Origin of the sequence: Candidatus Karelsulcia muelleri, assembly GCF_003214255.1 — a bacterium.
Classification (GTDB): Bacteria; Bacteroidota; Bacteroidia; order Flavobacteriales; family Blattabacteriaceae; genus Karelsulcia; species Karelsulcia muelleri_B.
In genome coordinates this window covers 25911-52138 of sequence record NZ_CP029011.1, presented here as the reverse complement: position 1 = coordinate 52138, position 26228 = coordinate 25911, and the positions used below count along the sequence as shown (strand labels likewise).

Genomic DNA, 26228 nt, shown 5'->3' with positions numbered 1-26228 from the left:
CTCTGAAATTAATTAAATATGAAAAAAAAAAGAATTAAAATTTTTGATACTACATTACGTGATGGAGAACAAGTTCCGGGATGTAAATTAAACACATCAGAAAAAATTAAAATAGCTCGGCAATTAGAACTAATGGGAGTAGATATAATAGAAGCCGGATTTCCGATATCTAGTCCAGGTGATTTTCATTCAGTTGAAGCAATCTGTAAATCTATTTCTGAACCAATAATATGTAGTCTATCAAGAGCTGTAAAAAAAGATATAGAAGTTGCAGCTTCAGCATTAAAATATGCTAAAAAGCCGAGAATTCATACAGGAATAGGTACCTCTCAATATCATATTAAATATAAATTCAATAGTACTAAAAAAAAAATAATAGATCTTGCAAAAGAGGCAGTAAAATATGCAAAAAAATTTGTAGAAGACGTAGAATTTTATGCAGAAGATGCTGGCAGAACAGAAAATATTTTTTTAGCACAAATTTGTGATGCTGTTATAAAAGCAGGAGCAACAGTAATTAATATTCCAGATACGACAGGTTATTGTTTACCTGAAGAATATGCTGAAAAAATTAAATTTTTAAAAGAAAATGTTAATTCAATTGATAAAGTTACAATATCAACTCATTGTCATGATGATATGGGATTATCGACTGCAAATTCAATAGCTGGAATAATGAATGGAGCTCAACAAATAGAATGTACTATTAATGGAATTGGAGAAAGAGCAGGAAATACTTCTTTAGAAGAAGTTGTTATGATACTGAAACAACATAAACATTTAAATTTTTATACAAAAATAAATACCAAATTATTATATAAAACAAGTAAATTAGTATCTGAATGTACCGGGATGTTGGTTCAGTATAATAAAGCAATAGTAGGAGCTAATGCTTTTTCACATTCTTCCGGAATCCATCAAGATGGATTAATTAAAAAAAGAGAAACTTATGAAGTAATTAATCCAAAAGATGTAGGAGTTAAAAAATCCTCTATTATTTTAACAGCTAGAAGTGGACGTTCAGCTTTAGCCTATCGTTATAAACAATTAGGTTATTCATTTAAAAAATCAAAATTAGATTTAATTTATAATTTTTTTATAAAATATGCAGATAAAAAAAAAGAAATTTCTGATGAAGATTTAAAAAAAATTTTAAAAAAAAATAATTTTTTATAAAATGAATAAAACTCTTTTTGAAAAAATATGGGAATCACATGTAGTTTTTAGTTTAAATAAAAAAATAGATGTTCTCTATATTGATAGGCATTATATACATGAAGTAACTAGTCCACAAGCTTTTGAAGAATTAAAAAAAAGAAAAATTTCAATTTTAAAACCTAATAAAATAATAGCTACAACAGATCATAATGTTCCTACAACTGCTAAAAATTTTCCAATAAAAGATGTTCTTTCAAAATTTCAAATAGAAAAATTAAAAAAAAATTGTAATAAAAATGGAATATTATTTTTTGGATTAAAACATGATTTTCAAGGTATAATACATGTTATTGGTCCTGAACTTGGAATTACTCTTCCTGGAATGACAATAGTATGTGGAGATAGTCATACTTCTACTCATGGAGCTTTTGGCTGTATAGCATTTGGTATAGGGACCAGTCAAGTAGCTATGGTAATGGCTACTCAATGTTTATTACAAAGTAAACCTAAACAAATGCGTATAAAATTAGAAGGAAATTTAAATTTAGGAGTAACTGCAAAAGATATAATTTTATATATTATATCTAAATTAGGTCCAGATGGAGGAACAGGTTATTTTATAGAATATAGTGGATCTGTATTTAAAAAAATGAATATGGAAGAACGTATGACGGTATGCAATATGAGTATAGAAATGGGCGCAAGAGGAGGTATGATAGAACCAGACACAACAACTTTAAAATATTTATATTATAAAATTTTCTCTACCAAGAAAAAAGAATTAAATAGTTTTAAAAAAAAATGTAAGAATCTAAAAACAGATAAAAAAGCATCTTTTGAGAAAGAATATAAATTTAATTCCTCTAATATTTATCCCATGATAACATATGGAACTAATCCAAGTATGGGCATAAAAATATCTGATTCAATTCCAAAAGAAAATAATTTTGAAAAAAGAAATATTAAAATAAAATCTCTAAAATATATGGGTTTAAAAGAAGGAGAGTCTTTATTAGGATTAAGAATAAATTATATTTTTATTGGCAGTTGTACTAATTCTAGAATAGAAGATATTAAATTAATATCTAAAATTATAAAAAATAAAAAAAAAGCAGAAAATGTTTATGTTTTGGTCGTACCAGGTTCAAAACAAGTATATAAACAAATTTTAAATAAAAAAATTGATTTAATTTTATTAAATGCAGGTTTTGAATTACGTCTGCCAGGATGTTCAGCTTGTTTAGGAATGAATGAAGATAAAATTCCATCTGGGGAATATTGTTTATCTACTTCAAATAGAAATTTTGAAGGCCGTCAAGGTAAAGGAGCACGAACTTTGTTAGCTAGTCCTTTAGTAGCAGCCATTACAGCTCTGGAAGGAAAAATTGTAAATGTATCAGAATATTTAAAATATAATCCTATTAATTAATTATTTATTTATGGAAAAATTTATTACTTTAATTAGTAGAGCAGTTCCAATTTATCTAGAAAATATAGATACTGATCAAATTATTCCAGCTAGATTTTTAAAATTAACTAAAAAAATTAATTTTGGAAAAAATTTATTTAAAGATTGGCGATTTGATCAAAAAGGAAATTTAATAAAAAATTTTATATTAAATCATGAAAAATTTTATGGAGAAATTTTAATAACTGGAAAAAATTTTGGCTGTGGTTCTAGTAGAGAACATGCAGCGTGGGCTATTAGAGATTATGGATTCAAAGTAGTAATTTCAAATTATTTTGCTGATATTTTTAAACAAAATGCTTTAAATAATGGTTTATTAATTATCGAATTAAAAAATACTTTTTTAAAATTTATTTTAAAAAAAATTTTATTAAATCCTAATTTATTTATTGAAATAAATCTTGAACACCAATATGTAAAAATTGAAAAAAAAAAAGAATTTTTTAAAATAGATGATTTTATAAAAAAATGTTTCATAAATGGATATGATGAAATTGAATATATTTTAAATTTGAAAAAAAAATTTAAAAATTTTGAAAAAAAAATTTATTATTATTAAGATATGGAAAAAAATATAGCTGTTTTGTCAGGAGACGGGATAGGCCCAGAAGTAATTCATCAATCTTTAAGAGTATTAGATGCTATAGGAACAAAATATGATCATAAATTTATTTATCATAACTGTTTAGTAGGAGGAATTTCTATAGAAAAAACAGGTATACCAATATCAAAATCTACTTTAGATACTTGTTTAGAATGTGATTCGATTTTATTTGGAGCAATAGGAAATCCCAAATATGAGAATTCTAAAATTAGACCGGAACAAGGTTTATTAAAACTTAGAAAAAAAATGGGGGTATATATTAATATAAGACCTATTAAAGTTTATAAAAAATTATTAAAAATATCTCCGATAAAAAAAAAATATATAGAAAATGTTGATTTTATTATTTATAGAGAACTTACTAATGGAATTTATTTTGGAAAAAAAGGATTATCTCTAAATAAAACAAAAGCATATGATGTTTGTAATTATGAAAAAAAAACGATATCCCGGATAGCAACAGCTGCTTTTAAAGCAGCTTTAAAACGAAAAAAAAAAGTAACATTAGTTGATAAAGCAAATGTTTTAGAAACTTCTAGATTATGGCGAGAAACTTTGAAAGAAATTCATTTAAATTTTAAAGAAGTACAATTAGATTATCTTTTTATAGATAATGCATCTATGCAGATGATTTTTAATCCTAAAAAATTTGATATATTATTAACTGATAATATGTTTGGAGATATACTATCAGATGAAGCTAGTGCAATAACTGGCTCATTAGGATTAATTCCTTCTTCTTCTATTGGAAAAAAAACTCCTATGTATGAACCAATACATGGATCTTATCCACAAGCTGCTGGAAAAAATATAGCTAACCCTTTGGGATCAATATTATCTGTTGCTATGATGTTAGAAGATTTTGGAATGAAAAAAGAAAGTTTTTTAATAAAAAAGGCTGTAAATAATTCTATAAAAAATGGAGTTTCTACTAAAGATTTAAATCCTAAATATTCTTTTTCTACTAAAGAAGTAGGAGATTTTTTAATTAATTATATTATTAAGATTTAAATGAATAGTTTTAATAACAAAATTATTAAATATCTTTTTTTTTAAAAAAGAAAAAAAAAAGAAAAGAATATAATTACTTTATAGTAGAAGGATTAAAAGAAATTAAAATGGCCTTAAAAGCAAATTATATTCCAGAATATATATTTTTATATAAAAAAATATATAAATACGAATTTATTTCTAATTTTTTTAGAAAAAAATTTTTGATTTCATATCAAATATATAAAAAAATTTCTTTTAGAAAAAAAACTGGTGGCATTCTTGCCTCTTTTTTGAAAAAAAAATTTTATATTAAAAAAATAAAAATTAATTTAACTACTTTTTTACTAGTTTTAGAAGGAATAGAAAAACCTGGAAACTTAGGAGCTATTTTGAGAACAACTGAGGCTGCTGGAATAGATGCTGTATTATTATGTAATAATACAATTGATATATTTAATCCTAATGTTATTCGCTCAAGTTTAGGTGCAGTATTTACAAATAATATAACAATAGATAATTCTGAAAATATTATTTTATGGTTAAAAAAAAAAAAAATTAAAATTATTTCAACATCTGTTAAAAAAAATATAAAAAATATAAAAAATATATATAATCTAAAATTAGAGAAGAAATCTTTAGCCATTGTCATAGGGGCAGAATCAAAAGGATTATCAGAAAATTGGTTTAAATCATCTAATATTATTATTCAGATTCCTATGAAAGGCAAAATAGATTCTCTTAATGTGAGTACTTCAACTGCTATTATTTTATTTGAAATAATAAGACAAAATAATAATTAAATAATTAATTAATTAATATTTATTACTTTGTTTAAAAAAGTAAAATTTTAAATTTTTTTAAATGAAAATGCAACTTCAACAAATAAAATTATTTTTTACATGTTTTCTTATATTGTTTAGTATAATAGATATTATAGGAAATGCTCCTATTATTATTGGATATAAAAAAAAAGGAAATATAATAAATACTAAAAAAATAACATTGGTATCAATGTTAATTTTTTTATTTTTCTTCTTTTTAGGAGATTTTTTTTTAAATTCATTTGGAATTGATCTTTACTCTTTTTCATTAGCGGGAGCTATAATATTATTTTTAGTTTCATTAGAAATGATCTTTGAAATAGATTTATCTAAATTAGAAAAAAAATCTAATATCGAAATTTCTATTATTCCAATTTCATTTCCATTAATTGCCGGTCCAGGATCTGTAACAACTTTAATGTCTTTAAAAACCAATTATGATATTAAAACAATAATGTTGTCATTAATTTTGAATATGATATTCGTATTTTTTGTAATAAAAAATATTGATTTTATAGAAAAAAAAATTAGTAAATCTAATTTATATATTATTAAAAAATTATTTGGAATAATATTATTATCTTTTTCAATAAAAGTATTTGGACGAAATGTATGTAATATTTTTCCAAATGAAAGTCTTATTAAGATTTTTTAAATCAATAAAATTTTGAAAAAAAATATTTCATACATATATTTATTTATATTAATAATTTTTTTATTTATAGAAATAATTTCTTTCTTTTTAGAAAAGAATTTAATTTTTAATATGAATTATCTCTTAAGTTTTTTTCTTATAATTATATTTCTACTTATAAATAGTATTTTCCTGTTACTTGAAAAAATTATTAAATAATTTCGAAATTCATTTGATGAGAATATCTTTAAATGAAAATATATAAATTCGGAGGATCTTCTATTAAAAACTCTAAAAGAGTAAAAAATTTATCCAAAGTAATAAAATCTGTAGGTTATAAAAATACTGTTATTGTAATTTCAGCTATTGGCAAAACTACTAATAAGCTTGAAAAAGTAGTAAATACATATTTTTTAAAAAAATCCCCCTACATTTTTTTATTTGAAATAGAAAAAAATCATTTAAAAATGATTAAAAATTTATTTTTTAATAAAAACTATTATGTTTTAAATATATTATTTTATTTTAATAATATTTATTTTTTTTTAAAAAAAAATAACATATTAAATTATAATTTTATATATGATCAAATTGTGGGAGCTGGAGAATTAATTTCTACTAAAATAGTTAGTGATTATTTAAATTATAAAAATATTAAAAATATTTGGATAGATTGTAGAAATTTTATAAAAACTGATAATTGTTTTCGTGAAGCACATGTAAATTGGAAACAAACAAAAAAAAAAATTAAAAAATTAAATAAGAAATTTTCTTATTTAACTCAAGGTTTTATAGGAGCAGATAATAATTATTATACTACTACTTTAGGAAGAGAAGGTTCAGATTATACTGCATCAATTTTTTCATATTGTTTAAATGCAAAAAGTCAAACTACCTGGAAAGATGTACCTGGCATTTTAAATGCAGATCCAAAAGTTTTTAAAAAAACTACTTTTTTAAAAAGTCTTTCTTTTGAAGAAGCTTTTGAATTATCTTATTATGGTGCCTCAATTATACATCTAAATACTTTACATCCTTTAAAAAAAAAAAAAATTCCATTATATGTTAGATCTTTTTTTTTCCCCAAAAAAAAAGGGACCTTAATTAAAAAAAAAAAACAAATAAATTTTAAAAATTCTTTTTTTATATTAAAAAAAAAAACAATTTTGTTATCTTTTTTTCTTAAAAAAAATTTTTTATATTTAGAAAAAAATATTAGTGAAATATTTAATTTTTTTTCAAAAATTAAAATATTATTAATTCAATATTCCTCAATTAGTTTGACAGTTTGTTTAGAAGATAAATTTAATAATATTATGAATATTATTTTCAATCTAAAAAATAAATTTATTATAAAAAAAATAAATAATGTAGAATTATACACAATTATTCATTATAAAAAATATAATGAAAAAAATTTTGTTAAAAACAAAAAAATTCTTTTAAGACAAATTAATTTTGATACTGCTCAATGGGTTTTAAAAAAATAAATATTTTTAATGTCAATTTGCTGGACTAACTAATTAATTCTAAAATTAATTTAAATATACTTAATAATGAATTTTTTTTTATTTTTAATATTTTTGTTTGGGTTTAGTAATTTAAGATTTTTACATTCTCAAAAATTGAATAATAAAAAAAATTTTTTATTTAATCCAGCTTTTTTTATTTTAAATCATATAAAAGATTCTCATGAATGGAATTTTTTTGAAAAAGAAAAAAAAAATGTTTCTTTTTCATTACCAATATTAATTTTAAATAAAGGATTAAATGTTTTTATGTCATCAAAATTTAACCATGGAAATAATTTATTAAAAATTAATAAATTTTATTATAGATTTTTTCATGATAAAATTTATCAAACTAATTCCGTTGGTTTTCTAAAAACAGATAAAAATGGTTTTATCCTTAATAAAATTCCTTTTGATTTTTCAATTACAAAAAATGTGTTTTGTTTAATAACATCTCTTTTTATATTATCTTTTATATTTATAAAATTATCTTCTTCTTATAAGAAGAAGTTTGTTAAAAACAAACTCTTTCTTCTCTTAGAAGCAATAATTTTATTTTTAAAAAATGAAATAGTTATTCCTAATCTAGGAAAAAAAAAAGATACATTTTATTTACCATTATTATTAACACTGTTTTTTTATATTTTAGTAAATAATATTTTAGGAATAATTCCTACAGGACCTAATATTACAGGGAATATTAGCGTAACTTTATCATTATCAATGATAATTTTTTTAATCACTTTTTTTAGTTCTAAAAAAAATTATTGGAAACATCTTTTTTTTCCGCCAAATGTTCCATTTTTAATTAAATTTTTATTAATTCCAATAGAAATTTTAGGTTTATTAATTCGTCCTTTTACTCTTTGTATTCGTTTATTTGCAAATATTACAGCAGGACATATAATTTTATTAAGTTTTATTTCTTTAATTTTTATTTTTAAAAATTTTTTTTCAATAGTTATATCTATTCCTTTTTCTATTTTTATTTCTTTATTAGAAATAATGGTCTGCTTTTTACAAGCATTTATTTTTACCTCTTTATCAGCATTATATTTAGGATTAGCAATTAATTAATTTATTTGATTTTTAATAAAAATTATTATATATATATTTAATATTATTATAAAATAATTAATTATTATGGAAAATAATTTAAATTATATAGGATTTTCTGCTTTAGGAGCAGGAATAGCTGTATTGGGAGCGGGATTTGGTATTGGCAAGATTGGAGGAAATGCTATGGAAGCAATAGCTAGACAACCAGAAGCTGCAAATAAAATTCAAACTGCAATGATAATCTCTGCAGCTCTTTTAGAAGGAGCATCTTTGTTTGGAATAGTTACTGCTTTGTTGGCAGTATTAAAATAAGAACCATAATTTTATTATGGATTTAATTACGCCTTCTTTAGGATTAATATTTTGGCAATCAATAATATTTTTACTTACATTTATTATTCTTAGAAAATTTGCATGGAATCCTATAAATAATTTTATAGAAAAACGTGAAAAAAATATAATGAATTCAATAAATGAAGCCGAAAAAGCAAAAGAAAAAATAAAAAATTTTAAAAATAAAAAAAAAAAAATTAGAATAAAAGCAGAAAAAAAAAAGCAAAAGATTTTAAATGAAGCTCAAAAAGAAAAAAAAAAAATAGAGGAAGAAGCAAAAAAAAAAGTGTTTTTAGAAAGTCAATTAATTATTGAAAAAACCAATATAATAATAGAAAATAAAAAAAGAATAGCTTTAGAAAAATTAAAAAATGAAATTTTAAATTTATCAATAATTATTTCAAAAAAAATTTTAACAAAAGAATTTAAATTAAATAATAAAAATCATAATAAATTTTTGAAAAAAATTCTTTCATAAGAATGAAATTATATTCTAAAATTTTAATAAAAAAATATGCAAAAGGATTTTTGGATTCTGCTTTAGAATTAAAAAAAGAAATTTTTCTAAAAAATGAAATAGAAAAATTATTATTTTTAATAAAAAAAAATCATAATTTGGAAAAATTGTTATTAACACCTTTTTTAAAAAAAGAGAAAAAAATAAATTTTTTTAAAAAAATAATTAAATCTAATTTAATACAAAACTTGTTATTATTAATAATAATTGAAAACAAAGAATTTTTATTTAAAAAAATTTGTTTAAAATATATAGATTTTTTTAAAAAAAAACAAAATATAATAGAATTACATTTTCGGTATAAAAATTATATTAATAATAATTATTTAAATTTTTTTTTATATAAAAAAATTCTTTTTCTGATTAAGAAGAAAATTATTATTTTTTTTTTAAAAAAAAAAAAAAATATATTGGGGGGATTTTTAATAAAATTTGATAATAAATATTATGATTTTACAATTAAAAATTTTTTTAAAAATTTTAAACAAAATTTGTTAAAATAAAAATATATGTTGGATATAAAATATGCTGAGATTTCAGCTTTAATAAAAAAAAAAATTTTAAATTTTAATTCTAATGAAGAAATACTTGAATCTGGAATAATAATGAATATAGGAGATGGAGTTGTGAATGTATATGGATTAAATAATGTAATTTATGGAGAAATAGTAGAATTTGAAAATGAAACAAAAGGAATTGTTCTAAATTTAGAAGAAGAAAATGTAGGAGTTATTTTAATTGGACCTTCCCATGGGTTAAAAGAAGGGGAGAAAGTCATTAGAACCGGAAAAATTGCGTCTATAAATGTAGGGGAAGGAATGTTAGGAAGGGTTTTAAATAGTTTCGGGGTTCCTATCGATGGAAAAGGCCCGATAGAAGGAAAAGTATTTAAAATGCCATTAGAGAGAAAAGCACCTGGGGTGATTTATAGAGAACCAGTAAAAGAACCTTTACAAACTGGAATTAAATGTATAGATTCTATGATTCCTATAGGAAAAGGCCAAAGAGAATTAATAATAGGAGATAGACAAACTGGAAAAACTACTCTAGCAATAGATACTATAATTAATCAAAAACAATTTTATGAAAATGGAAATCCCGTTTATTGTATTTATGTATCAATTGGTCAAAAAGCATCAACTTTAGCTAGTATAATAAAAATTTTAAATAAAAATGATGCTTTATCATATACAATTATCTTAACAGCTAATGCTTCAGATTCTGCTGCTATGCAGGTTTTTGCTCCTTTTTCTGGTACTGCAATAGGAGAATTTTTTCGTGATACTGGACGTTCTGCTTTAATTATCTATGATGATTTATCGAAACAAGCAGTAGCTTATAGAGAAATTTCTTTATTATTACGTCGTCCACCAGGCAGAGAAGCTTATCCAGGGGATATTTTTTACTTACATTCACGGTTATTAGAACGTTCATCTAAAATAATAAGTGATAAGAAAATTGCATCTGAAATGAATGATGTACCAAAAAGTATAAAAAAAAAACTTTTGGGAGGAGGATCTTTAACATCTTTACCAATAATAGAAACCCAATTTGGGGATGTTTCATCATATATTCCTACAAATGTTATTTCAATAACAGATGGACAAATTTTTTTAGAAACAAACCTTTTTAATTCAGGAATAAGACCGGCTATAAATGAAGGAATTTCGGTTTCCAGAGTAGGTGCAACGGCACAAATTAAATCAATGAAAAAAATTGCAGGTACTTTTAAATTAGATCAAGCTCAATTTAGAGAATTAGAATCTTTTTCTCAATTTGGATCAGATTTAGATGCTACAACTAAAGAAATTATTGAAAAAGGCAAAAGAAATATAGAAATATTAAAACAATCTATTAATTCTCCATATAGATTAGGCTATCAAATAGCTATTATATATGCAGGTACAAAGAATCTTTTAAAAGATATTCCACTTAAAAAAGTGAAGCTTTTTGAAAAAGAATATTTAAATTATTTAAATAATAATCATTTAAATATAATAAAATTATTAGAACAGGGAAAATTAAATAATGAAATTAGATCTACATTAAAGAATGTAGCCTTAATTATTAAAAAAAAATTTAGATTAAATTAAATGTCTAATTTAAAAGAATTAATAAATAGAGTAAATACAGTAAGTTCTATTGTAAAAATGACTAGTGCAATGAAACTAGTTTCATCTAGAAATTTAAAAAAAACTCAAGAAAAACTTTTAAATTTAAATTTTTATAAATATAATCTCGAAAAAATTTTTAAAATTTTATTATTAAATAATAATAATTTTTTGTTTAAAAAAAACAAAAAAAATACTATACTCTTAATAGTATTAACCTCTAATAGAGGTCTTTGTGGATCTTTTAATAATTTTTTATTAAAAATTTCAAATTATTTAATTAATAATTTTTTTAAAAAAAAAAATATTTATATATTATTTTTTGGTAAAAAAGGAAAAGAACTTTTTTCTAAAAAATATCCTATATTAGTTTATAATAGCAATTTAATAGAAAACATAAATTTTAATATTTTGTCTAATATAATAAATGATATATATAAAAATTATAAAATAGGAAATTTTATTAAAATTATTATGATATATAATAATTCAAAAAATATATATAAAAAATTTATTTCAATAAAACAAATTTTACCAGTTAAAATTAACAAACATTTTTTTTTAAAAAAAAAAAAAGATTTTAGATTTGAACCATCTAAAAAAAAAATATTAAAATTTTTATTTCCTGAAATGTTAAAATTAAAAATTTATAATTCAATCTTAGAATCAAAAATATCAGAACATTCATCAAGAATGATGGCTATGCAAAAAGCTAAAGATAATGGGTTAAAAATTAAAAAAGAATTATTATATTATTTTAATAAAATAAGAAAAGAAAATATTACAAAAGAAATACTTGAAATAATTGGAGGAATTTAATTTTTTATGAAAAAAGTTAGAGTTCGTTTTGCACCCAGTCCTACTGGACCTCTTCATTTAGGTAGCATTAGAACGGCTTTATATAATTTTTTATTTGCTAAAAAAAATAAGGGAAAATTTATTCTCAGAATAGAAGATACCGATAGATCCAGATACAAATCTGGTGCAGAAAATTATATAATTAAATCTCTTAAATGGTGTGGACTTACTGTAGATGAAGGACCAGCAATGAAAGGAAATTATGGGCCCTATAGACAATCAGAAAGATATGAAATCTATAAAAAATATATAAAATATTTATTAGCAAATGATTTTGCTTATTATGCTTTTGAAAAAAAAAAGAAGAAAAGAAATTATAATAGAAAAAAATTATATTTAAATATCTCTAATGAAAAAACTTTTAAAAAAATAATTAATGGAATAGTTTTTGTAATAAGATTTAAAATTCCAAAATTTTTTGGATTAAAAATAAAAGATTTTTTACGGGGCAAAATAATTATTAATTCATTAGATGAGAAAATTATTCTAAAATCTGATGGCACTCCTACATATCATTTAGCCAATGTAATTGATGATCATTTAATGAAAATTTCTCATGTTATAAAAGGTGAAGAATGGTTATCTTCTTTTCCAATAAATATTTGTTTATATAAATATTTTTATTGGATTACTCCAATTTTTTTACATTTACCGTTAATATTAAATCCTTTAGGACAAGGTAAAATTAGTAAAAGAAAAATTTTAAAATTTCCAATTTTTCCTTTAGGATGGAAAGATAAGAAAACTTCCCAAAAATATAAAGGATATAGAGAATCTGGATATTTTCCAGAAGCTTTTCTCAATATGTTAGTTTTTTTAGGCTGGAATCCAGGTGGAACAAAAGAAATTTTTTCATTAAAAAATTTAATTTCAATTTTTCAAATTGAAGATATAAACATATCTTCTGCTAAATTTAATTTTAAAAAAGCAGAATGGTTTAATTGTAAATATTTTAAAAAAAAAACTTATAAAGAAATTCTTTTTCTTTTAAAGAAAGAATTAAAAAAACGTAATATTTTTTATATAAAAATAAAAAATATTTTTTTCTTAAAAATTATTAATTTTTTAATAAAAAAATGTTCATTTATAAATGAAATTATAAATCAAACAATTTATTTTTTTAAATCTCCAGATTTAAATGAAAAATTTTTTTTTAAAAAAAATATTAAAAGGTTCCATTCCTTAATATGGATTTTTTTAAATGAAAAAAAATTTAATATTTTAAATATTAAAACTTTAATTCAAAAGTTGGACTTGGACCAAAAAAGATATTCTATTATGCAATTATTACGAATTTCTTTAGTTGGATCTTTAAAAGGATTGGATCTGTTTTTTATTATTTCAATAATAGGAAAAAAAGAATCATTAAAACGGATAATAAAATTTATAAATTATTGTCTTTAATTTTTTTTTAAAAAAAAGTAAAAATCCAATAATTATAAAAGGAATACTCAATAATTGACCAGTATTTAATTTAAATAAAAAAAACATTTCGTTTGGTTGAGGTTCTTTTAAAAATTCTAAGAGAAACCTTATAGACCAAATACATATAAGAAATATACTAAAAATATATCCATTAAATTTATTTTTTTTATAAAGAAAAAATAATATTTTATATATTATTATATAAGAAATAGATTCATATAATTGAGAAGGATATCTTTTTATCTTCAAGATTTTATCTTGATATAATTGGATAAAACCAATAGAAAAAGGAAAAGCAAAATTAGATTTTTTTCCATTAATTTCAGAATTAAAAAAATTTCCGATTCTTATAATCGAACCACTAAAAGCAATTATTATACAGAATCTATCACAAAGCCAAAAAAATTGTTTTTTAATAAATTTTTTATTATAAAAAAATGTAGAAATTAATAATCCTATAGCAGCCCCATGACTAGATAATCCTTGATAGCCTATATATTTAGAATTTTTTATTGGAAAAATAGCTTCAAGCAAATTTGTTTTAAAATAAAAAAAATCATAAAATAGAACATGTCCTATTCGTGCACCTATTAAAAGACCTAATAAACTATATTTTATCAAATGTTCATCAATTTTATAAAAATATTTAAGTTTTTTAATACCCAATAAAAAAGATATAAAAAAAAAAATACTATATATATAAAGTTTAAACCCAAATATATTTAATATTTTTATGGGATCCCAAATCATTTGTTTATTTTATTTGATTTTATTAATTTTTTTAATTGTTTTTTTATTTCAAAATCGGTTATTTTATCAAATAATAATTTGTTATTTGATAATAACAGGCCGGGGGTTACAATTTCATTAGTTTTTAAAAGCAATTGCCAATTTAATTGTTTTAAAGATAACATTTTTAATATTTTTGATGATGTAAAAGGTAAAAAAGGATTAGACAAATTTCCAATCACTCCCATTATTTGAAAAGATATATATATAATAGTTTTTACTCTTTTTTTATTAATTTTCCACGGTTCTTCATCCGTTAAATATTTATTTCCTAAACGTGCAAGTTCCATAAATGTCATTAAAGCATCTTTAAAATGATATTTTTCTATAAAACCTCCTATTTTTAAAGGACATTTTTTTAAAAATTTTAATAGAAAAAAATCTTTTGTTTGAAATTTCTCTGGAGAAGGAACTTTGCCATTAAACAACTTTTTGGTAAGTACAACAACTCTATTAAAATAATTTCCTAATATTGAGACTAATTCTGAATTATTTTTTTTTTTAAAATTTTGCCAACTAAAATTAGTGTCTTTTGTTTCCGGCATATTAGATGTAAGAACATATCTTAAAACATCTTCTTTTTTAGGAAAGTCTTCTAAATATTCATGTAACCATACTGCCCACTTTTTAGAAGTGGAAATTTTCTTTTTTTCAATATTAAGAAATTCATTAGCAGGTACATTATATGGTAAGATATATTCTCCATGAACTTTAAGCATAATTGGAAAAATTATTCCATGAAATACAATATTATCTTTTCCTATAAAATTAATAATTGCTGTATTTTTATTTTTCCAATATTTTTCCCAATTTTTTCCTGTTTTTAAACCCCATTCGATTGTGGAAGAAATATATCCTATAGGAGCTTCAAACCACACATATAATACCTTTCCAGTGTTATTTTTAATTGGAAGAGGAATACCCCAATTTAAATCTCTTGTAATTGCTCGAGGTTTTAACCCTTCCTTAAGCCAGGCTTTTATTTGTCCAGAAACATTTTTTTTAAATTTTTTTGTTTTTATCCATTTTTCTAAAAAATTTTGATATTTATTTAATGGTAAATACCAATGTTTAGTTTTTTTTAAAATAGGTTTTTTGCCAGTAAAAAAAGAATAAGGATTTATTAATTCTTCAGGCGAAATTGAACAACCACATTTTTCACATTGATCCCCATATGCTGCTTTATAACTACATTTAGGACATATTCCTCTTATATATCTATCAGGTAAAAATTTTTTAACTTTTTTGTCAAAATAATGTTCTGATTCTTTTTCAAAAAGAATTTTTTTTTGATAAAGAATTTTAAAAAACTTTCTAGAAGTTTTAAAATGGATTTTAGATGTAGTACGTGAAAAATTATCAAATAATATTCCCATTTTTTTTAATGAGTTTTTAATTAAAGAATGATATTTATTTACTAATTCTTGGGGGGATAATCCTTCTTCTTTTGCTTTTATTGTTATAGGAACACCATGTTCATCTGTTCCAGAAATAAAAATAACGTTTTTTCCATTAGATTTAAGATAACGTACAAATATATCTGCTGGAAGGTAAACTCCTGATAAATGACCAATGTGAATTGGGCCATTAGCATATGGTAATGCTGCTGTTACAGTATAACGTTTTATATTCATTTAATTTATATTTTTTTCTTTCTCTTTCTCTTTCTCTTTCTCTTTCTGGTTGATTAGGTTTACTTTCTTTTTTTCATCTTTTAAAAGATTTCTAGATGGAAAAACTGATGCTATTACTTCTTTTTTAAAATGAAGAAGTATATATTTAGGATTATAAATTTTTTTTAAATAAAAATTATTTCCTATTTCTAAATTACTTATATTTAAAAATATTTTGTTTAAAAAAAAATATTTTAAAATTTTTAATTTTATTTTTTTTAAAAAAAGTTTATATTCACCTCCTTTAGAAACACCTATAGAATGACCTTCAGATATTAGGGGAATGGAAATAGTATATTTATTCTTTTTTTTTAATTCGTAAAAATCTAAATGTATCACATTTTCAGTTATTGGATGAAATTGAATTTCTTTTAAAATTGCCTCCATTTTATAATAATTTTTTATTTTTAAATAAATTTTATAATAATTCATCTTCAAAAGATTTTTTTTTAATGTGGAAATTAAAACAGAAAATGTTATATTTTTTTTTTTTCTATATATTACGCAAGGAACATAACCAGAATTTCTTAATTCACGATTAGATTTTTTTTTTATATTTATTATATTATTCATATATATATTTTTTTAATTAAAATTTCGCATAACTTGTGCAAATATTTTTGCACAATTTAAAATTGTTATTTTTTTTAAATTTTTTTTATTATCTAATTTAATTGTATTTGTTACTACAAGTTCTTCTAAAGAAGAAGTTTCTATTTTTTCATATGCAGATCCTGATAAAATTGGATGAGTAGCAATAGCACGTATACTTTTTGCACCTTTTTTTTTTATAAGATTTGAAGCTATTGAAATAGTATTTGCTGTATCTATTAAATCATCTACAATAATAACATTTTTATTTTTTACATTTCCAATTATATTCATAAAGTCTATATTATTTGCTTGTTTTCTTTCTTTATAACATATAACTACCTCAGCATTTAAAATGCTAGCATAATTTCTTGCACGTTTGGCTCCTCCAATATCAGGAGAAGCAATTGTTAAACAATCTAGTTCCAATTGTTTGATATACTCTATAAATAAAGTTGAAGCATCTAAATTTTCTACAGGAATTTCAAAAAAGCCTTGTATTTGATTTGCATGTAAATCCATTGTAATTATTTTTGTAGCACCAGACACTGTCATTAAATTAGATACTAATTTTGCTCCAATAGGAGTTCTTTTATTTTCTTTTCTATCTTGTCTGCCCCACCCAAAATATGGTATGACTAATGTTATTTTCTTTGCATAAGCACGTTTTGCTGCATCACACATAAATAATAATTCCATCAGATTATCTGCTGGAGGCAGAGTAGATCCAATTAAAAAAACACTAGTACCTCTAACAGATTGTTCAAAATCTGGTTCATATTCTCCATCACTAAATTCCAAGAAATTTATATTTCCTAATTTATCCCCATAAAAATGGGCAATTTCTTTTGAAAGGTGTAAACTTTTTCTGGAAGAAAATAATATAGTTTTTTTTTTCATATTTTTTTAAAAAAAAAATATATATATATTAATATTAATATAATTTTATTGGGCACTGTGGCCGAGTGGTGCTAGGCAGAGGTCTGCAAAACCTTTTACAGCGGTTCAAATCCGCTCGGTGCTTCTTTCAAATTTTTTTATTAAAAATAAAGTTTCTAAAATTCTAGAAGGACTACTTATTCTTTTTACCTTGTTTATGTGGTAAAAATCCAAGAATGCTGGTAAAAACAAGAAACTTTGATTTGATTTTTTATGCAATATTTTACTAATAAAAAACCTGGATCAGAAATTATAAGAATGATATGATTTTAAAATATTCTTTATTTTATAATAATTTTTTATAATTTTTAATATTTTCTGCTCAAATAAAAGAAAATAAAATCTACTTTTTTTAAGATTATTTCCTATTGGGGTTGGAACAATATATAACATTAATTAATTCCTTATTATGATAAATTTTATTTATGAAACAAAATTTCATTTATATAATGAAAAATTATTTTCAAAATTGCTTGGGTTTCTTTTTAAAAAAGAAAAAAAAAAGATAAAAAAAATAAATTATATTTTTTGTGAGGATAAATTTTTAATTAAAATTAATAAAAAATTTTTAAAAAAAAATTCTTATACAGATGTTCTAACTTTTAAGTATTCTGAAAACAATATTATTTCTGGAGAAATTTTTATTAGTATTAATAGAATAAAATTTAATTCGTTAAAATTTAAAAATTCATTTTATGATGAATTAAAACGTGTAATTATCCATGCTGGATTACATTTAATAGGATATAATGATATTAAAAAATATGAAAAAAATTTAATGTCTAAAAAAGAAGATTTTTATTTATTTTTTTTTAAAAAAAAAAACATTATTAATAAATATTATGTTTGATCAGAAATATGATGTAATTGTAGTAGGTGGGGGACATTCTGGATCAGAAGCAGCTCTAGCAGCTTCTAATCTTGGATCAAAAACATTATTAATTACAACAAATATATATAATATAGCACAAATGTCATGTAATCCCGCAATGGGAGGAATTGCAAAAGGACAAATAATTAAAGAAATTGATGCTTTAGGAGGGTATTCAGGTATAATAACAGATAAAAGTATGATTCAATTTAGAATGTTAAATAAATCTAAAGGACCTGCAATGTGGAGTCCTAGAGCCCAATGTGATAGACTAAAATTTTCGAAAGAATGGCGTTTAATTTTAAAAAAAAATTATAATTTAAATTTATATCAAGATACTGTTATAGATTTAATTATTAAAAATAATAAAGTAATTGGAGTTAAAACCATTCTTGGAATTACTATTAAAAGTAAATCAGTAATATTAACAAATGGTACATTTTTAAATGGAATTATCCATATAGGAAAAAAACAAAAAAGTGGGGGGAGAATTTACGAAAATTCTGTAAAAGGATTAACAGAAAAATTAAAACAATTTGGATTAATTTCAGGAAGAATGAAAACAGGGACCTCTCCCAGATTAGATGGAAAATCTTTAGATTATTCGAAAATGATTGAACAATTAGGAGATTCTCCAATAGAACCTTTTTCTTTTTTAAGTAAAAAAAAGAGAATGAGAATAAAACAAAAAAAATGTTATCTTACCTATACAAATTTAGAAACTCATAAATTATTACGTGATAAATTTAATTTATCTCCTATTTTTAATGGACACATTAAATGTGTAGGTCCTAGATATTGTCCTTCTATTGAAGAAAAAATTTATAGATTTTCTAATAAAGATAATCATCAAATTTTTGTAGAACCAGAAGGTTGGAATACTCAAGAAGTATATATTAATGGATTTTCTACTTCTATGCCAGAAGAAGTTCAATATAAAGCATTAATTACAATTCCTGGATTTGAAAAGGCTAAAATGGTTAGACCAGGATATGCTATAGAATATGATTATTTTTATCCTACACAATTAAAAATTAATTTAGAATCAAAAAAAATTGAAAATCTTTTTTTTGCAGGTCAAATAAATGGAACAACAGGATATGAAGAAGCCGCAGCACAAGGCTTAATAGCAGGAATAAATGCTAATTTAAAAATTAATGAAAAAGATCCATTGATTCTTAAACGAAATGAAGCCTATATAGGAGTACTTATTGATGATTTAATTTATAAAGGAACAGAAGAACCATATAGAATGTTCACTTCCAGAGCAGAATATAGAATCTTATTAAGACAAGATAATGCCGATGAAAGATTAACCCCTATTGGTGAAAAATTAGGATTGGTAAATTATGAAAGAATAAAAAAATTAGAATTAAAAAATAAACATTTAAAAAAATGTTTTTCTTTTTTTAAAAGAAAAACAATTAAATTTGAATTAGCGAAAAAATTTTTAAAAAAATCTTTTATTAGAAAAGAAAACATTAAATTAGGTGATTTTTTATCGAGGCCAGAAATTTCTATAGAAGAAATAAAGAAGTTATCGTTAGTAAAAAATTTTATGAAAAAGAATAAGATCAATAAAAAAATTTTATATTTAATTTCTCTTAGAATTAAATATAAAGGATATTTTAAAAAAGAAGAAGAAAATGTAAAAAAAATGTCTAAATTAGAAAATTTAAAAATTCCAATTAATTTTAATTATAAAAAGATAAAATCTCTTTCAATTGAAGCAAAGGAAAAATTAATAAATTATAAACCCAATTCTATTGGAGAAGCACTTAAAATAAGTGGAGTTTCTCCTTCAGATATAAGTATATTAATTCTTTTTTTAAGAAAATAAAAATTTATATGAAAAAAGAAAATTTAAATTTTTTAGAAAAAATTATAGAAAAAGATTTAAAATCAGGATTTACCAAAAACAAATTACTTTTTAGATTTCCACCAGAACCTAATGGTTATTTACATATTGGACATGCTAAATCTATTTTTTTCAATTTTAAATTAGCAGAAAAATATAAAACCTCAGTAATATTAAGATTTGATGATACAAATCCAATAGAAGAAAAAAAAAAATTCATTGAATATATAAAAAATGATATTCTTTGGTTAGGCTTTAAATGGAAGAAAGAAACTTATGCATCTAATTATTTTAATAAACTTTATTTTTTGGCTAAAATTCTTATAAAAAAAGGAAAAGCTTATGTTGATGATCAAACCCAAGAACAAATCCAAGAACAAAAAAAAAATCCTTTTGAAGAAGGAATTGAAAGTCCATATAGAAAAAGATCTATAAAAGAAAATCTTTTTTTATTTGAAAAAATGAAAAATGGATATTTTCATGACGGTGAATGTGTTTTACGTGCAAAAATAGATATGAAATCCCCAAATATGAATCTTAGAGATCCTATAATGTATAGAATTATCAAAAAAAAAAATCATTTTAAAACCAAAAAAAATTGGTGTATATATCCTACTTATGATTGGACACATGGCCAATCAGATTATATAGAACAAATATCACATTCTTTTTGTTCTTTTGAATTTGAAAATCATAAACCATTATATAAATGGTTTTTAAAAAATATAAAAAAAAAAAATAGTTTAATTCCTAAACAATATGAATTTTCTAGGTTAAATTTAAATTATAATATTTTAAGTAAAAGAAAATTACAAATTTTAGTAAAAAAAAAAATTGTAAATGGATGGGATGATCCAAGAATGCCTACGTTAGCAGGACTTAGAAGAAGAGGTTATACTCCAAAATCAATAAATAATTTTATAAAAAAAATTGGTCTCTCCAAACGAGAAAATAATATAGATATTTCTCTTTTAGAATTTAGTATTCGAAAACATTTAAAAAAAATCTCTTATAGAGTAATGGTGGTAATAAATCCAATATTATTAATAATTGAAAATTATCCAGATGATAAAGTTGAATGGTTAAATTCTGAAAATTTTCCTAACCAATTAAAAAAAAACTATAGAAAAATTCCATTTTCAAAAAAAATATATATAGAAAATGAAGATTTTTTAGAAAAAAAAACAAAAAATTTTTTGAGATTCTCTTTAGGAGAAGAAATACGTTTAAAAAACGCTTATATTTTAAAAGCTAATAAGATTTATAGAAATTTAGATGGTAGCATAAAACAAATATATTGTACTTATGATAAAAAAAGTTTATCGGGGTTTACAAGGAAGAAAAAAATTAAATGTACATTACATTGGGTTTCTAAAATTCATGCTATAAAAATTAAAATAAATATATATGATAATCTTTTTCTTGAAAAGAAATCTGAACAATTAAAAAATTATCTTGATAAGATCAACAAAAATTCATTAAAAACAACAATTGCATATGCAGAACCTTCCATAAGAAAAGCAACAATTTATAAGAAATTTCAATTTCAACGAATTGGATATTTTTGTTTAGATAAATTAAGTTTTTGTTTAGATAAATTAATTTTTAATAAAACTGTGAGTTTAACATAATAATTTTAACTGGACAAACTATTGAAGCTTTTTTACAATTTAAAAAGGTCCCCCAATTTTTGGTTTTTAAAATAAAAAAATTTTTTTTTTTTATAGAATTTAATAAAAAAGATTTTCCATCTTTTTTTGACATTTTAAAATGTAATGGAGAAGATTCTATACAAGAATAACAACCTATACATTTTTTTCTTTTAAAACTTATAATAAACATTACTTTTCAATTATTTTATACAATTTATCTGATAATTTAATATTAAAATTAATAGGAAAAGTACAAAGATCTCCTTTAAAAGCTATATTAGTTTTTATATCATTTACCATTAATGATTTCACAAAAGTTTTTTTTATTCCAGTCTTCATTCCTATAATATAAATAGAATCATTTAATTTTAAATGAAATGATTCTATTAAAAATTCTCCAATCATAGATTTTTTATAAAAATTTTTTACTTTTCCTAAATAAATTTTTTTTTTAGGATAAAAAAAATCTACTTTATTTTTAGTAGACCATTTTTCAATTTTATTTCCTAAATAATAGCCACTATAAAAACCTCTATTATAAACATTATTTAATTTTTGTAACCAAAAATTAATTTTAGATTCTGGAATTGGTTTTTTTTTTAAAATTAAATCTATAGCTTCTCTATAACAGGAGGTTGTATTAGCCACATATTCAGGAGATCGTGCTCTTCCTTCTATTTTTAATAAACTAATTCCTGAATCAATAATTTTATCTAAAAAATTTATTGTACATAAATCTTTTGATGATAATAATGATTCATTTTTAACATCTAAATAAATTCCAGAATTTTTCTCTATTAAGGTATAATTTTTTCTACAATTTTGTTTACATGATCCTCTATTGGCAGAAGAATTATATGAATGGAAACTTAAATAACATTTCCCTGAAATTGCCATACATAATGCTCCATGACAAAAAATTTCAATTTTTATTAATTTGCCTGAAGGCCCTAAAATTTTATTTTTTTTTATATTAGAAATAATATTTTTAATTTGAATTAAACTTAATTCACGACTTAAGACAATAGTATCTGCAAAAAAAGAATAAAATTTTATACTTTCAATATTTGTTATATTTAATTGTGTAGATATATGCACTTTTAAATTAATTGATTTAGCATAATTAATAATTGATTGATCCATTGCTATAATAGCATCAATTCCAAATTTTTTAGCATTATTTGCTATTTTTTTAATTAAAAATAAATCATGATCATATATAATCGTATTAATTGTTAAATATGTTTTAATATTTTTATTTTTACATTGTTTTACAATAAATGGAATATCCGAAATAGAAAAATTATTAACAGATCTAGTACGCATATTTAATTGATCTAATCCAAAATAAATCGAATCAGCTCCTGAATTAATAGCTGCTTCTAAAGCTTCAAAACTTCCTACAGGTGCTAGAAGTTCTACTTTTTTTGATTTATGCATAAAGTTAAAGTATTTAAACTATGAAAAGTGAAATTATTCATTTATTAAAAATAAATAAAATTCCTCATGCTATTTTGTTTTTAGGTCCTGAAGGGTGTGGTAATTTAATTACAGCTATAAATTTTTCTAAAAAAATTTTCTGTAAAGAAGATGATCATTCATGTTTGTTAAAATTTAAAAATTTTCAACATCCAGATTTACATTTTATATTCCCTTTACCTAAAAAAAATCAAAATATTTTTAATAAATGGAGTATTTTTTTAAAAAAACAACCATATGGTTGTTTTTCAGATTGGATCAAATGGATAAAATCAAATGAATGTTTTATATATAAAGAACAAATAGAAAATCTTTTAAAAAAGATAACATATAAAAGTTATGAAAGTGATTATAAAATAATAATATTATGGATGCCAGAAAAATTAACACTTTATTCTAGTAATAAATTATTAAAAATTTTAGAATTTCCTCCTAAAAAAACCATTTTTTTATTAGTTGGGGAAAATGAAAATAACATATTACCGACTATTTTATCTAGAATATTTCTTATACGTTTTAAGAAATTTTCTTTTAAAGAAATAAAAAAATTTTTAGAAAAAAAATTAAAAATTGATACTATCCAATCTAAACAAATTGCTTTAAAAGCAGAAGGAAATTTAAATAAAGCTTTAAAATTAGTAAATAATTTACAAGAAAACTATTTAGAAATTAATTTTATTTCTTGGATAAGAAATTTATTTTTCATAAAAAAAAATCCTATTTTTTTCGAAAAAATTATTCTTTTTTCTAAAAAAATAAATTTTTGGAAAAAAGAAACCCAAATAAAATTTTTGTTATATTTAATAGAAATTTTCAGAAAAGCTTTTCTACAAAAATATAATAATTTTCTTATAAAAGAAATTCCATTAACTTATAATAAGTTTAATTGGACAAATTTTTGTTTATTTATTCATAAACAAAATATAGAACAAATAAATATAGAAATTAATAAAGCTATCTATGAAATAGAAAAAAATGCTGTTGTTGAAATAGTTTTTTTAGATTTATCATTAAAAATAAATGAACTTTTTAAAAAATCAAATAAAATAATATGAATAATATAAGAAATTTTTGCATTATTGCTCATATAGATCATGGAAAAAGTACATTAGCTGATAGATTATTAGAATTTACTAAAACAATTTCAATAAAAGAGAAAAAAAATCAACTACTAGATAGTCTTGAAATTGAAAGAGAAAGAGGAATTACAATAAAAAGTCACCCAATTCAAATGGAATATAAATATAAAAAAAAAAAATATTTATTAAATTTAATAGATACTCCAGGTCATGTTGATTTTACTTATGAAGTTTCTAGATCTATTTCAGCTTGTGAAGGGGCTTTACTTATAATAGATGCCACAAAAAGTATACAATCACAAACAATTTCTAATTTAGAACTTGCATTAGCAAGTAATCTTACGATAATTCCTATTATAAATAAAATAGATTTACCTTATTCTAATATTGAATTAGTAAAACTTGAAATAATAGAATTATTAAATTGTCATAAAAATGATATATTATGTACAAGTGCTAAAAAAGGAATAGGAATAAAATCTATAATAGATTCTATTATTAAAAAAATACCATCTCCTAAAGGAGATATTAACTTACCTTTACAAGCAATTATATTTGATTCGATTTACAATCCTTTTAGGGGGGTTCAAACATATTTTAGAATTAAAAATGGTATGTTAAAAACAGGTCAAAAGATAAAATTTATGTCAACAAATATTGTTTATAATGTGGAGGAAATAGGAATTTTTAAATTAAAAAATTTAAAAAAAAAAATTATTCATGCTGGCAATGTAGGTTATTTAATTGCTGGAATTAAAAATCCTTCTGAAATTAAAGTAGGAGATACATTAACAGATGCTATAAATCCAGCTAAAAATCCGATAGAAGGATTTGAAGAAGTAAAACCAATGTTATTTGCAGGATTTTTTCCTAGAAAAAAAGAAAAATATGAAGAATTCAGATTTTCTCTAGAAAAATTATCTTTAAATGATTCTTCTTTATCCTTTACACCAGAAACTTCTTATGCGTTAGGCACTGGGTTTAGATGCGGGTTTTTAGGATTACTTCATATGGAGATTATTAAAGAAAGACTTGAACGTGAATATAATATAGATGTAATTCCAACTATTCCAAATGTACACTATAAGGTTTTTTTAAAAAACAATTTGAACTTTTTAATAAATAATCCTTCTGATTTTCCAGAAAAAAATAAATTAGAAAAAATTGAAGAACCTTATATTAGAGCTAATATAATAACTATTCCACAATTTATAGGAAAAATAATACAATTATGTATTGAAAAAAGAGGAATTATAATGAATCAAACTTATATTACTAAAACTAGAGTAGAATTAATTTTTGAATTACCTTTTTCTGAAATTATTTTTGATTTTTATGATAAATTAAAAACCATATCTAAAGGATATGCTTCTTTTGATTATTCTCATTTAGAATATAGAAAATCAGATATTGTTAAAATTGAAATCATTATAAATGGAAAAATTGTAGATGCTTTTTCAACCTTAGTTCATAGAACAAATTCTTTTTTAATAGGAAAAAAAATCTGTTATAATCTTAGTAAGATTATTCCTAAACACCAATTTGAAATTCCTATTCAAGCCTCTATAGGAAAAAAAATAATTTATAGAGAAACAATTAAATCCCTACGAAAAAATGTAATTTCTAAATGTTATGGAGGAGATTTTACAAGAAAACGAAAATTATTAGAAAAACAAAAAAAAGGTAAAAAAAAAATTAAAACTTTTGGAAAAGTAGAAATTCCTAAATCTGCTTTTATTTCAATTTTAAAAAGTTCAAAAAATAAAGATTTGGAAAAATAAATTTAAATTTTTATATTACATATA

25 protein-coding genes and 1 tRNA gene are annotated in these 26228 nt (G+C 21.4%); 20 read left to right on the top strand and 6 right to left on the bottom strand.

The annotated features are described in order from the left end of the window. Positions 1-18: 18 nt before the first annotated feature. The 14 genes from DDE61_RS00240 (at position 19) to gltX (ending at position 13471) form a co-directional block, all read left to right on the top strand. The gene (locus DDE61_RS00240; protein WP_110476734.1) at positions 19-1176 is read left to right on the top strand and encodes a 2-isopropylmalate synthase; all 1158 of its coding nucleotides are present in this window, start codon (positions 19-21) and stop codon (positions 1174-1176) included. Position 1177: 1 nt separating this feature from the next. Next, entirely contained in the window at positions 1178-2587 is a 1410-nt protein-coding gene (gene leuC / locus DDE61_RS00235; protein ID WP_110473161.1) for a 3-isopropylmalate dehydratase large subunit, read from the top strand. Positions 2588-2597: 10 nt separating this feature from the next. Continuing rightward, a complete protein-coding gene (leuD, locus tag DDE61_RS00230) occupies positions 2598-3185 on the top strand; it encodes a 3-isopropylmalate dehydratase small subunit (protein ID WP_012784022.1) in 588 nt (195 codons plus the stop codon). 3 nt (positions 3186-3188) lie between these two features. Beyond that, positions 3189-4241 (top strand): 3-isopropylmalate dehydrogenase, encoded by a 1053-nt coding sequence (leuB, locus tag DDE61_RS00225; protein WP_110467207.1) that lies wholly within the window; start codon positions 3189-3191, stop codon positions 4239-4241. Between the two features lie 29 nt (positions 4242-4270). After that, on the top strand, positions 4271-5023 hold the full coding sequence (locus tag DDE61_RS00220; protein WP_394798025.1) for a TrmH family RNA methyltransferase: 753 nt from the start codon (positions 4271-4273) through the stop codon (positions 5021-5023). 61 nt (positions 5024-5084) lie between these two features. Beyond that, positions 5085-5699: a MarC family protein gene (locus tag DDE61_RS00215; RefSeq protein ID WP_110467205.1), complete on the top strand. Its 615-nt coding sequence runs from the start codon at positions 5085-5087 to the stop codon at positions 5697-5699. Between the two features lie 230 nt (positions 5700-5929). Beyond that, positions 5930-7168: an aspartate kinase gene (locus tag DDE61_RS00205; protein WP_110476732.1), complete on the top strand. Its 1239-nt coding sequence runs from the start codon at positions 5930-5932 to the stop codon at positions 7166-7168. A gap of 66 nt (positions 7169-7234) precedes the next feature. After that, complete coding sequence (gene atpB, locus DDE61_RS00200; RefSeq protein WP_110476731.1) at positions 7235-8266, top strand: F0F1 ATP synthase subunit A; 1032 nt, start codon at positions 7235-7237, stop codon at positions 8264-8266. 66 nt (positions 8267-8332) lie between these two features. Further along, on the top strand, positions 8333-8560 hold the full coding sequence (gene atpE, locus DDE61_RS00195; protein WP_110467202.1) for an ATP synthase F0 subunit C: 228 nt from the start codon (positions 8333-8335) through the stop codon (positions 8558-8560). 16 nt (positions 8561-8576) lie between these two features. After that, positions 8577-9059, top strand: a complete 483-nt coding sequence (gene atpF, locus DDE61_RS00190; RefSeq protein WP_110476730.1) for a F0F1 ATP synthase subunit B — start codon at positions 8577-8579, stop codon at positions 9057-9059. Between the two features lie 2 nt (positions 9060-9061). After that, the gene (locus DDE61_RS00185; RefSeq protein WP_110476729.1) at positions 9062-9601 is read left to right on the top strand and encodes a F0F1 ATP synthase subunit delta; all 540 of its coding nucleotides are present in this window, start codon (positions 9062-9064) and stop codon (positions 9599-9601) included. Between the two features lie 6 nt (positions 9602-9607). Beyond that, the gene (atpA, locus tag DDE61_RS00180; RefSeq protein WP_110476728.1) at positions 9608-11191 is read left to right on the top strand and encodes a F0F1 ATP synthase subunit alpha; all 1584 of its coding nucleotides are present in this window, start codon (positions 9608-9610) and stop codon (positions 11189-11191) included. Continuing rightward, positions 11192-12028, top strand: a complete 837-nt coding sequence (gene atpG, locus DDE61_RS00175; protein ID WP_110476726.1) for an ATP synthase F1 subunit gamma — start codon at positions 11192-11194, stop codon at positions 12026-12028. Positions 12029-12034: 6 nt separating this feature from the next. Continuing rightward, the gene (gene gltX, locus DDE61_RS00170) at positions 12035-13471 is read left to right on the top strand and encodes a glutamate--tRNA ligase (RefSeq protein ID WP_110476724.1); all 1437 of its coding nucleotides are present in this window, start codon (positions 12035-12037) and stop codon (positions 13469-13471) included. Here gltX and DDE61_RS00165 read toward each other — a convergent pair. The 4 genes from DDE61_RS00165 to DDE61_RS00150 are packed head-to-tail and all read right to left on the bottom strand — an operon-like array spanning position 13433 to position 17445. Continuing rightward, a complete protein-coding gene (locus tag DDE61_RS00165; RefSeq protein WP_110476723.1) occupies positions 13433-14242 on the bottom strand; it encodes a prolipoprotein diacylglyceryl transferase in 810 nt (269 codons plus the stop codon). The two genes, gltX and DDE61_RS00165, sit on opposite strands and share 39 nt — an antisense overlap. Then, entirely contained in the window at positions 14239-15915 is a 1677-nt protein-coding gene (metG, locus tag DDE61_RS00160; protein ID WP_110476721.1) for a methionine--tRNA ligase, read from the bottom strand. The genes DDE61_RS00165 and metG overlap by 4 nt, the downstream gene beginning before the upstream one ends. Then, a complete protein-coding gene (locus tag DDE61_RS00155) occupies positions 15916-16527 on the bottom strand; it encodes a 50S ribosomal protein L25 (RefSeq protein ID WP_110476719.1) in 612 nt (203 codons plus the stop codon). It abuts the gene before it with no gap. A 12-nt stretch (positions 16528-16539) separates the two neighbouring features. Next, positions 16540-17445 carry a ribose-phosphate diphosphokinase gene (locus tag DDE61_RS00150; protein WP_110467193.1) on the bottom strand — a complete coding sequence of 302 codons (906 nt, stop codon included), beginning with the start codon at positions 17443-17445 and terminating at the stop codon, positions 16540-16542. Positions 17446-17496: 51 nt separating this feature from the next. On the opposite strand from DDE61_RS00150, the gene DDE61_RS00145 reads away from it, so the two are divergent. The 4 genes from DDE61_RS00145 (at position 17497) to glnS (ending at position 21844) form a co-directional block, all read left to right on the top strand. Further along, a tRNA-Cys gene (locus DDE61_RS00145) sits at positions 17497-17569 on the top strand. Between the two features lie 324 nt (positions 17570-17893). Further along, positions 17894-18334, top strand: a complete 441-nt coding sequence (gene ybeY, locus DDE61_RS00140; protein ID WP_110467191.1) for an rRNA maturation RNase YbeY — start codon at positions 17894-17896, stop codon at positions 18332-18334. Continuing rightward, positions 18327-20195, top strand: coding sequence for a tRNA uridine-5-carboxymethylaminomethyl(34) synthesis enzyme MnmG (gene mnmG, locus DDE61_RS00135; protein ID WP_110476717.1), 1869 nt, complete (start codon positions 18327-18329; stop codon positions 20193-20195). Before ybeY ends, mnmG begins: the two co-directional genes overlap by 8 nt. Before the next feature lie 8 nt (positions 20196-20203). Beyond that, positions 20204-21844, top strand: a complete 1641-nt coding sequence (gene glnS, locus DDE61_RS00130; RefSeq protein ID WP_110476715.1) for a glutamine--tRNA ligase — start codon at positions 20204-20206, stop codon at positions 21842-21844. Here glnS and DDE61_RS00125 read toward each other — a convergent pair. Beyond that, a complete protein-coding gene (locus DDE61_RS00125) occupies positions 21819-22055 on the bottom strand; it encodes a 4Fe-4S domain-containing protein (RefSeq protein WP_110473145.1) in 237 nt (78 codons plus the stop codon). The two genes, glnS and DDE61_RS00125, sit on opposite strands and share 26 nt — an antisense overlap. Further along, positions 22055-23305 carry a peptidase U32 family protein gene (locus tag DDE61_RS00120; RefSeq protein ID WP_110467187.1) on the bottom strand — a complete coding sequence of 417 codons (1251 nt, stop codon included), beginning with the start codon at positions 23303-23305 and terminating at the stop codon, positions 22055-22057. Before DDE61_RS00120 ends, DDE61_RS00125 begins: the two co-directional genes overlap by 1 nt. Before the next feature lie 20 nt (positions 23306-23325). Here DDE61_RS00120 and DDE61_RS00115 point away from each other — a divergent pair, with 20 nt between their 5' ends. Both DDE61_RS00115 and lepA read left to right on the top strand, forming a co-directional pair. After that, entirely contained in the window at positions 23326-24399 is a 1074-nt protein-coding gene (locus tag DDE61_RS00115; protein WP_110476713.1) for a DNA polymerase III subunit, read from the top strand. Then, complete coding sequence (gene lepA, locus DDE61_RS00110) at positions 24396-26204, top strand: translation elongation factor 4 (protein WP_110476711.1); 1809 nt, start codon at positions 24396-24398, stop codon at positions 26202-26204. The genes DDE61_RS00115 and lepA overlap by 4 nt, the downstream gene beginning before the upstream one ends. Positions 26205-26228 lie beyond the last annotated feature (24 nt).

Bases quoted from the DNA above. Each gene is read 5' to 3' on its own strand.
- DDE61_RS00240 (WP_110476734.1), top strand. From the start codon at position 19: ATGAAAAAAAAAAGAATTAAAATTTTTGATACTACATTACGTGATGGA.
- leuC (WP_110473161.1), top strand. From the start codon at position 1,178: ATGAATAAAACTCTTTTTGAAAAAATATGGGAATCACATGTAGTTTTT.
- leuD (WP_012784022.1), top strand. From the start codon at position 2,598: ATGGAAAAATTTATTACTTTAATTAGTAGAGCAGTTCCAATTTATCTA.
- leuB (WP_110467207.1), top strand. From the start codon at position 3,189: ATGGAAAAAAATATAGCTGTTTTGTCAGGAGACGGGATAGGCCCAGAA.
- DDE61_RS00215 (WP_110467205.1), top strand. From the start codon at position 5,085: ATGAAAATGCAACTTCAACAAATAAAATTATTTTTTACATGTTTTCTT.
- DDE61_RS00205 (WP_110476732.1), top strand. From the start codon at position 5,930: ATGAAAATATATAAATTCGGAGGATCTTCTATTAAAAACTCTAAAAGA.
- atpB (WP_110476731.1), top strand. From the start codon at position 7,235: ATGAATTTTTTTTTATTTTTAATATTTTTGTTTGGGTTTAGTAATTTA.
- atpE (WP_110467202.1), top strand. From the start codon at position 8,333: ATGGAAAATAATTTAAATTATATAGGATTTTCTGCTTTAGGAGCAGGA.
- atpF (WP_110476730.1), top strand. From the start codon at position 8,577: ATGGATTTAATTACGCCTTCTTTAGGATTAATATTTTGGCAATCAATA.
- DDE61_RS00185 (WP_110476729.1), top strand. From the start codon at position 9,062: ATGAAATTATATTCTAAAATTTTAATAAAAAAATATGCAAAAGGATTT.
- atpA (WP_110476728.1), top strand. From the start codon at position 9,608: ATGTTGGATATAAAATATGCTGAGATTTCAGCTTTAATAAAAAAAAAA.
- atpG (WP_110476726.1), top strand. From the start codon at position 11,192: ATGTCTAATTTAAAAGAATTAATAAATAGAGTAAATACAGTAAGTTCT.
- gltX (WP_110476724.1), top strand. From the start codon at position 12,035: ATGAAAAAAGTTAGAGTTCGTTTTGCACCCAGTCCTACTGGACCTCTT.
- DDE61_RS00165 (WP_110476723.1), bottom strand. From the start codon at position 14,242: ATGATTTGGGATCCCATAAAAATATTAAATATATTTGGGTTTAAACTT.
- metG (WP_110476721.1), bottom strand. From the start codon at position 15,915: ATGAATATAAAACGTTATACTGTAACAGCAGCATTACCATATGCTAAT.
- DDE61_RS00155 (WP_110476719.1), bottom strand. From the start codon at position 16,527: ATGAATAATATAATAAATATAAAAAAAAAATCTAATCGTGAATTAAGA.
- DDE61_RS00150 (WP_110467193.1), bottom strand. From the start codon at position 17,445: ATGAAAAAAAAAACTATATTATTTTCTTCCAGAAAAAGTTTACACCTT.
- ybeY (WP_110467191.1), top strand. From the start codon at position 17,894: ATGATAAATTTTATTTATGAAACAAAATTTCATTTATATAATGAAAAA.
- mnmG (WP_110476717.1), top strand. From the start codon at position 18,327: ATGTTTGATCAGAAATATGATGTAATTGTAGTAGGTGGGGGACATTCT.
- glnS (WP_110476715.1), top strand. From the start codon at position 20,204: ATGAAAAAAGAAAATTTAAATTTTTTAGAAAAAATTATAGAAAAAGAT.
- DDE61_RS00125 (WP_110473145.1), bottom strand. From the start codon at position 22,055: ATGTTTATTATAAGTTTTAAAAGAAAAAAATGTATAGGTTGTTATTCT.
- DDE61_RS00120 (WP_110467187.1), bottom strand. From the start codon at position 23,305: ATGCATAAATCAAAAAAAGTAGAACTTCTAGCACCTGTAGGAAGTTTT.
- DDE61_RS00115 (WP_110476713.1), top strand. From the start codon at position 23,326: ATGAAAAGTGAAATTATTCATTTATTAAAAATAAATAAAATTCCTCAT.
- lepA (WP_110476711.1), top strand. From the start codon at position 24,396: ATGAATAATATAAGAAATTTTTGCATTATTGCTCATATAGATCATGGA.